13 protein-coding genes are annotated in these 12,110 nt (G+C 56.1%); 6 read left to right on the forward strand and 7 right to left on the reverse strand.

The genetic code is table 11. The annotated features are described in order from the left end of the window. Positions 1 to 15 precede the first annotated feature (15 nt). The gene (locus tag ACQE3D_RS10475; protein WP_064031782.1) at positions 16 to 588 is read left to right on the forward strand and encodes a hypothetical protein; all 573 of its coding nucleotides are present in this window, start codon (positions 16 to 18) and stop codon (positions 586 to 588) included. Positions 589 to 627: 39 nt separating this feature from the next. Here ACQE3D_RS10475 and ACQE3D_RS10480 read toward each other — a convergent pair whose 3' ends face one another. The 4 genes from ACQE3D_RS10480 to dksA are packed head-to-tail and all read right to left on the reverse strand — an operon-like array spanning position 628 to position 4,848. Then, on the reverse strand, positions 628 to 1,560 hold the full coding sequence (locus tag ACQE3D_RS10480; RefSeq protein WP_313728022.1) for a DMT family transporter: 933 nt from the start codon (positions 1,558 to 1,560) through the stop codon (positions 628 to 630). Continuing rightward, complete coding sequence (gene acs, locus ACQE3D_RS10485; protein WP_313728021.1) at positions 1,557 to 3,497, reverse strand: acetate--CoA ligase; 1,941 nt, start codon at positions 3,495 to 3,497, stop codon at positions 1,557 to 1,559. The genes ACQE3D_RS10480 and acs overlap by 4 nt, the downstream gene beginning before the upstream one ends. 14 nt (positions 3,498 to 3,511) lie before the next feature. Next, positions 3,512 to 4,420: a tRNA glutamyl-Q(34) synthetase GluQRS gene (gluQRS, locus tag ACQE3D_RS10490; protein WP_313728020.1), complete on the reverse strand. Its 909-nt coding sequence runs from the start codon at positions 4,418 to 4,420 to the stop codon at positions 3,512 to 3,514. Then, on the reverse strand, positions 4,417 to 4,848 hold the full coding sequence (gene dksA, locus ACQE3D_RS10495; RefSeq protein WP_064031780.1) for an RNA polymerase-binding protein DksA: 432 nt from the start codon (positions 4,846 to 4,848) through the stop codon (positions 4,417 to 4,419). Before dksA ends, gluQRS begins: the two co-directional genes overlap by 4 nt. A gap of 108 nt (positions 4,849 to 4,956) precedes the next feature. Between dksA and ACQE3D_RS10500 the strand changes: the two genes are divergently transcribed. The 3 genes from ACQE3D_RS10500 (at position 4,957) to ACQE3D_RS10510 (ending at position 7,315) form a co-directional block, all read left to right on the forward strand. Continuing rightward, a complete protein-coding gene (locus ACQE3D_RS10500) occupies positions 4,957 to 6,117 on the forward strand; it encodes a pyridoxal phosphate-dependent aminotransferase (RefSeq protein ID WP_313728019.1) in 1,161 nt (386 codons plus the stop codon). After that, the gene (locus ACQE3D_RS10505) at positions 6,108 to 6,431 is read left to right on the forward strand and encodes a rhodanese-like domain-containing protein (protein WP_071160583.1); all 324 of its coding nucleotides are present in this window, start codon (positions 6,108 to 6,110) and stop codon (positions 6,429 to 6,431) included. The genes ACQE3D_RS10500 and ACQE3D_RS10505 overlap by 10 nt, the downstream gene beginning before the upstream one ends. Positions 6,432 to 6,580: 149 nt before the next feature. Then, positions 6,581 to 7,315, forward strand: coding sequence for a DUF3581 domain-containing protein (locus tag ACQE3D_RS10510; RefSeq protein ID WP_064031777.1), 735 nt, complete (start codon positions 6,581 to 6,583; stop codon positions 7,313 to 7,315). Between the two features lie 56 nt (positions 7,316 to 7,371). Here ACQE3D_RS10510 and ACQE3D_RS10515 read toward each other — a convergent pair whose 3' ends face one another. The 3 genes from ACQE3D_RS10515 to ACQE3D_RS10525 form a co-directional block, all read right to left on the reverse strand. Then, positions 7,372 to 8,697 (reverse strand): sensor histidine kinase, encoded by a 1,326-nt coding sequence (locus ACQE3D_RS10515; protein WP_313728018.1) that lies wholly within the window; start codon positions 8,695 to 8,697, stop codon positions 7,372 to 7,374. After that, the gene (locus tag ACQE3D_RS10520; RefSeq protein WP_064031775.1) at positions 8,694 to 9,359 is read right to left on the reverse strand and encodes a response regulator transcription factor; all 666 of its coding nucleotides are present in this window, start codon (positions 9,357 to 9,359) and stop codon (positions 8,694 to 8,696) included. The genes ACQE3D_RS10515 and ACQE3D_RS10520 overlap by 4 nt, the downstream gene beginning before the upstream one ends. 555 nt (positions 9,360 to 9,914) lie before the next feature. After that, positions 9,915 to 10,076, reverse strand: coding sequence for a hypothetical protein (locus ACQE3D_RS10525; RefSeq protein WP_168030662.1), 162 nt, complete (start codon positions 10,074 to 10,076; stop codon positions 9,915 to 9,917). A 200-nt stretch (positions 10,077 to 10,276) separates the two neighbouring features. Here ACQE3D_RS10525 and ACQE3D_RS10530 point away from each other — a divergent pair, with 200 nt between their 5' ends. Then, on the forward strand, positions 10,277 to 10,555 hold the full coding sequence (locus ACQE3D_RS10530; RefSeq protein ID WP_064031774.1) for a hypothetical protein: 279 nt from the start codon (positions 10,277 to 10,279) through the stop codon (positions 10,553 to 10,555). Positions 10,556 to 10,612: 57 nt separating this feature from the next. Continuing rightward, a complete protein-coding gene (locus ACQE3D_RS10535) occupies positions 10,613 to 12,100 on the forward strand; it encodes a phenylacetate--CoA ligase family protein (protein WP_313728017.1) in 1,488 nt (495 codons plus the stop codon). Positions 12,101 to 12,110: the final 10 nt, after the last annotated feature.

Below are 12,110 nucleotides of genomic sequence, written 5' to 3' on the forward strand. Positions count from 1 at the left end.
CTATGGGGAAAATCAATGAAGATGATTTTATCTTTCAAAAAATGTTTGGCGGTGTGCCTGTTGATGGTTGCCAACGCTGCTTCTGCAAGCGTTGTGTGGGAACCTACCGACGGTGACATCAATTTTATTACCCTTGCTTCTGTGTTGGGTTTTTCGGGTGCAGAATTCGGCATTTTCGAAGATTCCGCCACATCAAGCAGTGCAATGCCTGTTTTGACATTCACTGGCGGCGCTACTGTTAGCTTTGCGGCTGCTAGCGGTTCCGATTGGACCGTGAGCTTGCTCAGCGATCCTAGCGTTACCGGCACATTGAAAGGCTCAAGTCATTTTCAATTTGGTATGAAAACCAGCGGTGGTACTTGGACCAATGTTAAGAAAGGCTTGGAATTGGTTGACAATTCCTACTTGCTGGCGTTCGGTAGCAAACTGCTGACCGACATCGCATTGGTTACCGACATCGCTCCGTCAACCGTCGTTGACGACAATCCAGTCTCTCAAGTTCCGCTGCCGGCTTCCATTTGGATGCTGACCAGCGCATTGTTGGGCTTGTTGTACACTGGCCGCCGTAAATCGGTCGTGAATGCCTAATTAGCTAATTTTTAGGTAGGATTGGAAACCGGGGCCGCGTTAGCGGCCCCGGTTTTTTTTCGCGCGTCGGTTTTTGGATTTTGCAATTCGAACGGGTAGACTGGCACGGTCAGCCCTTTGATGCAGTGCTAATGCCGCCATGATCAGGCTGGTGCCGACGACGGTTTTCATCGTGATCGGTTCGCGGTTGGCCAGATAACCCAGTAATAACGACAATACCGGTGTCATCAGGTTCATCATGGCCACGTCGGTGGCCGGCAGTTGTCCAAGCACGTAGTAATACAAGGCAAATCCCAGCGTCGTTGCCACAACACCGAGATAGACGATCGCATATAGAGTTTGCGGCTGAATTTGTGTCGGTAGGGCGCCGTCGTCCAATATTAGCCAGGTCAACCAGTATAAAGGCACCGAAATCAGCAATCCGCCGGTGATCTGCTGCACCGACGGTAGTTTGGCGTCGATTTGCTTAACCCAGACCGCGCTAGCCGCGTGAATAAAGGTTGCCAGCAATATGCCGAGCGTGCCTTGAATGGCCATTGGATGCAATTCCCTTGCGGAGCTGAACATCACGGCCAAACCAAAAGCGCCTAGGCTGTAAGCCGCTAGTTTTCGCCAACCTAGGCTGCGCTCCTTTAGGTAAGCGGCAGCCATGAACGCCGTTATGAATGGGCCGAGGCCGAAAATGACCGAGATCCAGCCTGACGGTACGAAACGCGCCGACCAATAGGTGATCAACATACTGGCATAAATCTGCATCGAAACGGCTAAATAGGTGCGTAGCGCTAGCCGGTGACAAGGCAAGCCTTTCCGACGCAGTAATAACAGAACCAGCAGGCAGGCCAAACCAATGGACATCCGGCCGGTCGCGCCAAACACGTAGCTGACACCAATGCTGCTCCATTTTATCGCCAGTGGTGTCGTGGTCCAGATCAGGACGACCCCGAAATAGGCTAGCGCGAGCTGTGGCTTCAACTCGGATGCTGTCGGTTGGCGACCAGCTGCTCAACGACAGCCGGATCGGCTAGCGTGGAGGTGTCGCCCAAATCGCTGAACTCGTTGGCGGCAATCTTGCGCAAGATACGTCGCATGATCTTACCGGAGCGCGTTTTGGGCAGTCCCGGCGACCATTGAATCGCATCGGGTAGTGCAATCGCGCTGACTTCTTCGCGGACCAAATTCTTCAGTTCCGCTTTCAGGGTCTCGTTGCCTTCGACGCCGACATTCAAAGTCACGTAAGCGTAAATTCCTTGACCCTTGATTGGGTGCGGAAAACCGACGACCGCCGCTTCGGCGACCTGGTCGTGTAGGACCAGCGCGCTTTCGATTTCGGCAGTGCCCAGGCGGTGGCCGGAAACGTTTAATACGTCGTCGATACGGCCGGTAATCCAGTAATAGCCGTCGGCGTCGCGGCGGGCGCCGTCGCCGGCGAAATAGTAACCGGGAAATTTGCTGAAATAGGTATCGACGAAGCGTTGATGGTCGCCGTAGACGCTACGGGCTTGACCCGGCCATGGAAAGGTCAATACCAGTATGCCTTCCGCTTCGCCGTCCAGCGGATGGCCTTCGGGATCCAAGATGGCCGGTTGAATACCAAAGAACGGGAGGGTTGCCGAACCGGGTTTCAATGCGGTCGCGCCGGGCAGAGGCGTAATCAGAATGCCGCCCGTCTCGGTTTGCCACCAAGTGTCGACGACGGGGCAGCGTTGATCGCCGACTACGCGGTAATACCATTCCCAGGCTTCGGGGTTGATGGGTTCGCCGACGCTGCCCAGTACGCGCAAGGAGTCGCGGCCAGTACGCTGAACGTAGGCATCGCCTTGCGCCATCAGTGCGCGTATCGCGGTCGGCGCGGTATAAAAAATGTTGACCCGGTGCTTATCGATGACTTGCCAGAAGCGATCGGGTTCGGGGTAGGTTGGGACCCCCTCGAACATCAACGTGGTCGCGCCGTTGCAAAGTGGGCCGTACAGTACGTAGGAATGCCCGGTGATCCAGCCTATGTCGGCCGTACACCAATAAACGTCGCCTTCCCGATAGTCGAACACATACTTGTGGGTCATCGCGGCATACAGTAAATAACCGCCGGTTGTGTGCAAAACGCCCTTGGGCAGGCCGGTCGATCCAGATGTATAGAGAATGAACAGCGGATCCTCGGCGTCCATTAACTCCGGCTCGCAGGTCTCGTCGGCACTCTGCATCGCTTCGTGGTAGCAGACGTCGCGGCCGTCGCTCCACGGGATATCGTGACCGGTATGTTTGATGACGACGACGGTTCGCAGGTTCGGGCACTGCTTGGCGGCCTTGTCGACGTTGAGTTTGGAATGGACGATTTTGCCGCCCCGGTAGCTCTCGTCGGCGCAGATCAAAAACCGGCAGTCGGCGTCGAGTATTCGATCGCGCAGGGCGTCGGCGGAGAAGCCGCCGAACACAATGGAATGAATCGCGCCGATCCGGGCGCAGGCCAAAATCACGACGGCGGCCTCGGCGATCATCGGCAGATAAATACAAACCCGGTCGCCTTTACCGACGCCGTGCGATTTCATCACGTTCGCAAATTTGCAAACTTGGTGGTGTAGTTCCCGGTAAGTCAGGGTGCTGTGGTGGCTCGGATCGTCACCTTCCCAGATGATGGCGATTTGGTCGCCGCGAGTGGCTAGATGCCGATCCAGGCAATTGACTGTGACATTCAGCTTGCCGCCGATGAACCACTGAATTTCGCCGCGCGGGTAATCGTGAGCCAGTACGCTATCCCAACGGCGCTCCCAATCCAAAAATTGTTCCGCCTGCTCGGACCAGAAAGCTTCCGGATCGTCTATCGACCGACGATACATTTCATGGTAGCGGACGGTGTCGATATGGGCGCCGGCGGCGATGGCCGGGATCACCGGATACAGTTTCTGGTCGGACATCTTCATCTCCTTTTTTAATAATCGTGGGCGACAGGTTGGCTAATTCGGGCGACGCCGCTGAGTTGCGCCGGTTGCCAATGGCGGATTCCCCAGTCGAGTAAATCCGCGATCGAAGCATTACGCAACGACGGGGGGGGCGCTTGGTTCAGCAAGCATAGCAACCGATATAAGGTGCGAGCGCCCGAGTGGGTGCTGACGGCGGCGGCACGGCTTTGCTTGCTGAGTTTTTGGCCGTTACCGTCGACGATGACGGGGATGTGCGCGTACGTTGGCGGAGCTTGCCCGAATAGCTGGTACAAATAACACTGCCTGGGCGTGGAGTCCAATAAATCGTAACCCCGCACGACATGGTTGACCCCTTGCCGACAATCATCGACGATCACCGCCAATTGATAGGCGAAAATCCGGTCCTTACGTAGGACGACGAAATCGCCGACCTGTTCGGCCAGATTTTGCCGCATCGGCCCTTGCAAGCGATCGATAAAGCGGACGTCTTGGTTCGGGCAGGCGAGCCTCAACGCATGAGCTTGGCTGGGATCGGGATTCTGATTTCGACAATAGCCTGGATAGCGATCCGGCGAGTCGGCCAATTTGGCGCGACTGCAAATGCAGCGATAAATCAGGCCTCGCTCGCGGAGCCGTTCGATCGCGGCGGCGTATTCGTCCAGATGTTGGCTTTGGAAGGCGATTTCGTCATCCCATTGCAGCCCGAACCCGAATAATGTGTCGATGATACGTTCGGCGGCACCGGCTACGTTACGCGGTGTATCGAGATCGTCGATTCGCAGCAACCAGCGACCGCCGTGGCTGCGGGCATCCAGAAAGCTGGCCAGCGCGGTGTAGAGCGAGCCGAGATGAAGTGGGCCGGTGGGCGAGGGCGCGAACCGGCCGATGTAGCGTACCGAATCGGGTTGTGCAATCAACCCAGTTGTTTCTCGCGGATTTCGTCCAGGGTTTTGCAATCGATGCACAGGGTCGCGGTCGGGCGGGCTTCCAGACGGCGGATGCCGATCTCAATGCCGCAGGTTTCGCAATAACCGTAATTGCCGGATTCGATTTCCTTCAAGGCTTCATCGATCTTCTTAATTAATTTGCGCTCTCGGTCGCGGGTGCGCAATTCCAGGCTGAATTCGGATTCCTGGGTCGCTCTATCGTTGGGATCGGGGAAATTGGCGGCTTCGTCCTGCATATGCGTGACCGTGCGGTCAACTTCCTTCATCAGGTCGGATTTCCATTTGTTCAAAATCGCAGCAAAGTGCTTGAGCTGCGCTTCGTTCATGTACTCTTCGCCATCTTTTTCCTCGTAAGGTTTAAAAGAATATTCTGACGTAGCAGGTTGAGAATTGTTCATCCAATGACTCCTGGCGGACTGAAAAAATCGGGGCTTTTTATCAGAATAGCCAGGGGCAAGCAAGAAGTTTGTTATGATGCGGCTCTTTTGGTTTCTGGGTCGGCGGGAATGAAGCAACATATTGCGGAACGGATGCACGGGATCAGCGCGTTTTACGTGATGGAACTTTTGCAGCGCGCCAAGCAATTGGAAGCTCGGGGGCGCGACGTGATTCACATGGAAATCGGCGAGCCCGATTTTCCGACGCCGCCGGCGGTGATCGCTGCCGGGAACCGGTTTCTGCGGACCGGCGAAGTTAAATACACCCCAGCAGCCGGATTACCGGCGCTGCGCGAGGCTATCGCCGATTATTATCATGCGGCCGGTATCAACGTCGATGCCCGGCGAATTTTCGTGACACCAGGTGCTTCCGGTGCGTTTTTGTTGGCTTTCGGTATCAGCATTAATCCTGGCGAGCGGATTCTGATGGCCGATCCTTGCTATCCCTGTAACGATAATTTTGTTCGGCTATTCGGCGGACGTAGCGAATTAATTCCAGTTGGCGCGGACGACGATTACCAGCTCAGTGCCGACCTGATCGCCGAACACTGGGGCGCGGAATGCAAAGGCGCGCTGATTGCGTCGCCGTCGAATCCGACCGGTACCGTGATAGGCCGGGAGGCGCTACGTCAAGCCATCGCCAAGGTTGCCGAGTTGGGCGGTTGCTTTTATTCGGACGAAATCTATCACGGCCTAGTCTACGACGATGCGGTGTCCAGCGCATTGGCCTTTAGCGACAAAGTCTTCGTTATCAACAGTTTCTCCAAGTTTTTCGGCATGACCGGTTGGCGGGTCGGCTGGTTGGTGGTGCCCGAAGAATTTATCGATGCCGCGGAGCGCTTGGCGCAAAACATCTTTATAGCCACCTCGACCCAATCGCAGTATGCCGCGCTGGCGAGCTTTACCCCGGAAAACTTGGCGGAACTCGAAGCGCGGCGGCAGGAGTTTCAGCGGCGCCGCGACTTTCTGTGCGAAAATTTGCCGAAACTAGGGTTTCGCATTGCCCGCAAACCGCAAGGCGCTTTTTACGTCTACGCAGACAGCAGCGATTTGGCGGACGATAGTTTCGAATTCGCCAAAGAGTTGTTGGAAACCCAGGCCGTGGCCGTGACGCCTGGCAGGGATTTTGGCGTTTATCGCGCCGATCGGCACATTCGTTTTGCATATACCGCTTCTGTCGATAGAATGGCCGCCGCGCTGACCCGATTGGAAACCTTTTTATGCCGATAACCCAATATACCCCACAACAACTTAAGCAACGCCTGGAAGCCGAGCCGGCGCCACTACTGCTGGATGTTCGCGAACCCCACGAGTTCGCCTATGCCCGTATCGAAGGCAGCCAGTTGATTCCGTTGCAACAGATTTCGCAACGACTGGACGAGCTGGATACCGAGCGCGATATTGTCGTGATTTGCCATCACGGCATGCGTAGCCAGCAAGCCTGTTTCTTTTTACAACACCATGGCTATAGTCGCCTATACAACTTGCAGGGCGGTATAGACGCTTGGTCGCTGGCATGCGATTCCGGCGTTCCGCGATACTAATAGACACAGAGCGTTATCGGCCGCTGTTGTTTGCGAATGGCTACGATCGCGGCGTTGCTAAGCTCTCCGCGATGGGGGGCTGTATCCGGACGCCGCGGCGTCCGGACTCGCAAGATTTTGATCCGCAATATTAAAAATAAAAAATCGCCATGTTTTTGAAAGAGTTTTATGAAGTTCGCGACGGTGGTATCGCCATCAGCGCCGAGCAGGCCAGCATGTTTGCCAAGGAAGTGGCGCACGACTTTAATCCTTTGCACGATGCCGATGCCAAGCGCTTTTGCGTACCCGGCGATTTATTGTTTTCGCTTGTATTGGAAAAGTACGGGCTCAGCCAGAACATGCACTTTATCTTTTCCGGCATGGTGGGTCACAACGTCCTGTTGAATTTCCCGGAGACCGATGCCGAGCGTTTCGATGTGACCGACAGTCAACAAGATAAGACCTATCTACAAATCGAGCGCTCCGGCGATGTGATCCGTGATCCGAGCCTGATCGAGGCCCTGATCCGCGATTACGTGGCGTTTTCCGGGCAGAATTTTCCGTACGTGCTGGTGCCGCTGCTAGCCAAGGAAAATGTGATGTTCAACATCGACCGGCCGTTGGTCATCTACGAAAGCATGACGCTACATCTGGATTGCATGCAATTCAGCGAGCCGCGTCTGGAAATGTTGGAACCCAAGATGGAGGTCAACGGCAAACGTGCGACGGCTTATCTGCACTTTCAGATCTGCTGCGGTGACGCGGTGGTCGGTTCCGGCTTCAAGAAGCTGGCCGTCAGCGGCTTGCGGGATTACGAAGTCGAGCCGATGCAAGCCTTCGTCGAAGAGTATCTGGCGCGCAAGCACGGATATCTGAGCAATCTCGCGGTTGCCGAGGTTGGCTGAGGTCTGATTACCGGTAGCCGCGAACCGGTGCCGCCCAAACCGCAGCGGTTAAAGATTCAAGTGGGTGGCAGCCTAACCGTGGCCGCCAAACCACCCAGTTCGGCGGATCGGCTCAAGGCCAGGCTGCCGCCGTAGTAGCCGGCAATGTCGTGGACGATGGCTAGTCCCAGCCCGTGGCCGGGTGTGGCTTCGTCCAGGCGCAACCCTCGCTGCACCATTTGCCGCAGTTGCTGCTTGTCGCAACCGGGGCCGTCGTCCGCGATTCGTAACGTCAAACCTTCCCGTTCCGCGACGTCGATGACAATTCGCGATTTGGCCCACTTGCAGGCGTTATCGAGCAGGTTGCCTATCATTTCCAGCATGTCCTCGCGGTCCAGATGCAATAACCGGTCGGGCGCTCGTATCTCGAAAGACAAGGCCTTTTCCGCGTAAATGACCTGCATCAGCTCGCACAGCGCCGTTAATTCCACATGGGGATTGAAGGTCGCGCCGGGTTGGGCGTTTCCGGAAATCCGCGCTCGTTTCAATTCACGGTCTATCCGTTTCAAGATCGTTTGGTTCTGTTGTTCCAACTGTCGTTTCAATTCCGGCAAGTCGCGTAGCGCCGGATTTTCGGCCAGCCGAAACAGCATCGCCAACGGCGTTTTCAAGGCGTGCGCCAGATTGCCGATCGCGGTCCGCGATTGGTGAAGGCGGCGTTCAACCAACATCAATAGCCGGTTGACTTCCTTGACCAGCGGTCGGATTTCGAACGGAACCTCGGCTTCGATCTGACGCTGCTGACCGTGGGCGATGGCCGCCAGTTCGCCGGTAACCGCGCGTAGTGGCCGTAACGATCGTTTAACGTCGGCGGTTTGCAGCGCGATCGCCGCGACCAGCACCGTCAGACTCAATGCCAGATAGCCGATTCGGATCGCGGTGATGTCTCGACCGATGTCGGTCAAGTCCTCGGCGGTACTGATGCTGATGGTGTGGCCGGCTTTGGCGAATCCGCGGCTTAAGACTAATAACAGTTGGTCGTGGGGACCGGACTTGAAATGGAATTGTCTGGTAGTATCGACGGCCATGGCCTCGAAAGGTAGCGTCGTGCCGGCGAGTGAGCGCGAATAAATCGGCTTGCCGTCGATGTGTAGCACGAAATAGTGGCCCGAATAGGCTTGGCCGTAAACCGAGCCGGCGTGGCTGGTATCGAAGCTAGGCTGGCCGTCGGCGTCGAAGTCGAGGGTGTCTAGTATCGAGTCGCTGTCGTGAGTCAGGCGGGTCAACATCTGTTTTTCGGCGACCGAACGTATCACCCAGTCTGCGGCCAGCCAATGCAACGCAAATATCACGCATAAGATAGCCGCTAGCCCGCGATTCAAGCGTAAGCGCAATGAAATCACGCGGTTTGCCCAAATACGTAACCTTGGCCGCGCCGAGTAGCGATCAAATCCTTGCCGAGTTTGCGGCGTAAACGGTTGACGTAGACTTCGATGACATTGCTGTCCGGATCGCCGTCCATTTCATAGACATGCTCCATCAAATCGGTTTTCGTCAAAATTTGGCCGGAATGCAGCATGAAATAGCGTAACAGACGAAACTCCAGCGAGGTTAACTGAGCGGACGGTTGACCTTCCATCGTAACGGTTTGCAATTCTTCATCCAAAGTAACGCCGGCGCAGGTCAGCCCGGTGTTGGTGATTCCATGGCAGCGTTTTAACAACGCCCGGATGCGCGCCTGCAATTCTTCGATGTGAAAGGGCTTGCCCAGGTAATCGTCCGCGCCGGCTTTAAAACCGTCGACTTTTTCGTGCCAGGCGTCGCGCGCGGTCAGCACGATGACCGGCATGGCGTTACCGGCGTCCCGCCATTTCTTAAGGACTGCCAGACCCGACAGCTTGGGCAGCCCCAAATCCAAGACCGCGATGTCGTAATTCTCCGTGGCGCCCAGGAATTCGCCTTGTTCGCCGTCGTAGGCCAAGTCGACCGCGAATCCGGCAATTTCAAGTTCGACCTGGATCGAGCGGGCCAGGTCGGTGTCGTCTTCTATCAGCAGCAGTCTCATCGCAAATGGGCAAACGGTAAAATAGGGATATTGTAGTGCAGCGACGTAGGCAAGGGATTAACACACGCATGACGAAGCGTTTCTAAGCGCCGTGCCTGGCGATGATTTAATCTGTTTTTAATCGCCTATTCAGAACCGGTTTATCTGAATTTGGTCTGATACCTCGCGCTTACCGTGCTTGGCCCAGTCCCTCTGGTCGGCCGGGAGTCGCCGGTGAACACGGTTGCGGACGTTTTAGTGGCGCCCCTTCCGAGTTCCCGTTGCACTTCTGCGTTCGTAGTGCGTTCGGAGCCACTTAATCTCATCGGCTTTGTTTATCGTTCATCGATCGATGGACGACGATTTCTCCTCTAATTTTACTGACCTCGTGTCTGGCATGGTCCGTGGGCGCCGATAGTCTCAGGGTATTCTCGCTACACGGCTTTTCCGCCGAATCAAGGATCGGTATTTTGTCCGCGCAAAAAAAAGCCCCCGTCCACAAGTGACGGAGGCTATGTAGTATTGCTAGCTTCGGAGGGGTTGCTAGCTTAACAACGAGGGAGGTACAACGAGGAACTAAGCACGCAGGTTCCGATGCAAGTCCAGGTTGCTGGACAGCGACGCCGCGCCGAACAGCAGTGTGGAGAAAATGAACTCGCCGGAAACGAAACCGAATACGCCAGCGGTAAAAAACAGGCCGGTTAATACGTCTCTATAAAATAAAAGGGGTTTGTTCATGTCGGACTCCTAAGACAGCATCGGTTGATTCGTGAAGACGGTTCTATGATAACAATTGTGAAAATATTTACAATAATGCTGATAGTGCATGATTTGTTTTTATATAGGAAACAATTGCGGTCTGGCTCGTTAGCGGCCGTGTTGTAGCCTGGAGCATTTACGGCGTATGCTGTCGGCTCACTTGTAGGGAGAATCCCGCGATGAGTCATCACGCCAATGTATTACGAGCTATCTTTCATGATCCCATCAGCGCCAACATCCATTGGCGGGAAGTCGAATCGTTGCTGCATCACTTGGGCGCCACGATAGAGTCCGGCCACGGCGCCAAGTTTCGAGTGGTGTTAAACCAATTCGAAGGTTTTTTGCATCATCCGCACCACGGCGGTGTCTTCGCCAAGCAGGATGTCAAACACGTCCGGGAACTGCTGGAGCGAGCCGGCGTCACCCCTTCCTCTTACGACGAGCAGCACGGGAAGTGACCAGTGCTGTCGTAAACCGATACCCGACATGACCCCCACGAATTGAGCAATCCGACGATGACCGACTTAAATGCCGTTTTTCAACGTTTCCTGACTACGCCGCTGGATGATTTGTTGGGCGGGCAAGACGTCAAGCCCGAGGAGAAATTGCTGGCGCTGTTTCGGCGTTGCGCCGCCGAAGTGCCGGCCTACCGCCAGTTTCTGGCCGAGCGCGGCGTCAGCCCCGAGCAAGTGGTCGACTATGCCGAATACTCCCGCTTACCGTTGATGAGCAAACAAGATTACATGCGGGCCTACCCGCTGGCTCAACGTTGCTTCGGCGGCAGTTTGGCCGGAGCCGACCGGGTCGCGGTATCTTCCGGTTCGACCGGCCAGCCGACGTTCTGGCCGCGCTCCGCCGCTGACGAATTGGATGTGGCCCTGCGTTTCGAGCAGGTCTTCAAGGACAGCTTCGCCGCCGATCGCCGTACGACCCTGGCTGTGGTGTGTTTTGCGCTGGGCAACTGGGTTGGCGGTTTATTCACGACCTCATGCTGCTGGCATTTGGCGCGCAAGGGCTACCCACTAATGGTCGCGACGCCGGGTAACAACAAGGCCGAAATCTTTCGGGTGGTGCGCGAGCTGGCGCCGCAATTCGAGCAAACCGTGTTATTGGGTTATCCGCCTTTCATCAAGGATGTTATCGATGCCGGTAGCGCCGAGGGCATCGTTTGGTCGGACTTCAACCCAAAATTGGTGTTTGCCGGCGAGGTGTTTAGCGAGGAATGGCGGGCCTTGGTCGGCGAACGCATCGGTGCCGAGCGAGCGGAATTCGATTCGGCGTCGCTGTACGGTACCGCCGACGGCGGGGTGTTGGGCAACGAAACACCGCTGAGCATCGCGATTCGGCGCTGGTTGGCCGGTCATCCCGACGAGGCCCGCGCATGGTTCGGCGAGTCGCGCTTGCCGACGCTGGTGCAATACGACCCGGCGAGCCGCTTCTTCGAAGTCGAAGCCGATACCTTGGTGGTATCGGGCGAGAACAGCGTGCCGCTGGTGCGCTACCACATCGCCGACAAAGGCGGCGTCATCCCGTATCGGCAAATCTGGGAGCGCTTGCGTGCCGCCGGTATCGAATCGGTGACCGATCTGGGCTTGCCTAGCGATTTTAAACCGCGCGAGCTGCCGTTCGTGTTCGTGTTCGGCCGGGCGGATTTCACGGTGTCCTATTACGGCGCCAATATTTATCCGGAGAATGTCACGGTAGGATTGGAACAACCGGAGTTGACCGGCTGGTTGACCGGCAAATTCGTGTTGCAAGTCAGGGAAAACGTCGCCGGCGACAGCGAGTTGCAGGTCGCGGTGGAAGTCTTGCCGGATGTCGATCCCGAACACGTTGATGCGGGGCGGGTCGCCGAATCGATCAAAGTCCAGCTATTGCGGCTCAACAGCGAATTCGCTCACTACGCGCCGGCCGAACGGCAAACGCCGATGGTGACCTTGCACCGTTTCGCCGATCCCGAATATTTTCCGGCCGGCGTCAAGCATCGCTACACTCGCAATTAGCAGAATCGCG

The organism is Methylomonas sp. MS20, assembly GCF_050275925.1.
In the GTDB taxonomy this organism is placed as follows: domain Bacteria; phylum Pseudomonadota; class Gammaproteobacteria; order Methylococcales; family Methylomonadaceae; genus Methylomonas; species Methylomonas koyamae_A.

Bases quoted from the DNA above. Each gene is read 5' to 3' on its own strand.
- ACQE3D_RS10475 (WP_064031782.1), top strand. From the start codon at position 16: ATGAAGATGATTTTATCTTTCAAAAAATGTTTGGCGGTGTGCCTGTTG.
- acs (WP_313728021.1), bottom strand. From the start codon at position 3,497: ATGTCCGACCAGAAACTGTATCCGGTGATCCCGGCCATCGCCGCCGGC.
- dksA (WP_064031780.1), bottom strand. From the start codon at position 4,848: ATGAACAATTCTCAACCTGCTACGTCAGAATATTCTTTTAAACCTTAC.
- ACQE3D_RS10500 (WP_313728019.1), top strand. From the start codon at position 4,957: ATGAAGCAACATATTGCGGAACGGATGCACGGGATCAGCGCGTTTTAC.
- ACQE3D_RS10505 (WP_071160583.1), top strand. From the start codon at position 6,108: ATGCCGATAACCCAATATACCCCACAACAACTTAAGCAACGCCTGGAA.
- ACQE3D_RS10510 (WP_064031777.1), top strand. From the start codon at position 6,581: ATGTTTTTGAAAGAGTTTTATGAAGTTCGCGACGGTGGTATCGCCATC.
- ACQE3D_RS10520 (WP_064031775.1), bottom strand. From the start codon at position 9,359: ATGAGACTGCTGCTGATAGAAGACGACACCGACCTGGCCCGCTCGATC.
- ACQE3D_RS10525 (WP_168030662.1), bottom strand. From the start codon at position 10,076: ATGAACAAACCCCTTTTATTTTATAGAGACGTATTAACCGGCCTGTTT.
- ACQE3D_RS10530 (WP_064031774.1), top strand. From the start codon at position 10,277: ATGAGTCATCACGCCAATGTATTACGAGCTATCTTTCATGATCCCATC.
- ACQE3D_RS10535 (WP_313728017.1), top strand. From the start codon at position 10,613: ATGACCGACTTAAATGCCGTTTTTCAACGTTTCCTGACTACGCCGCTG.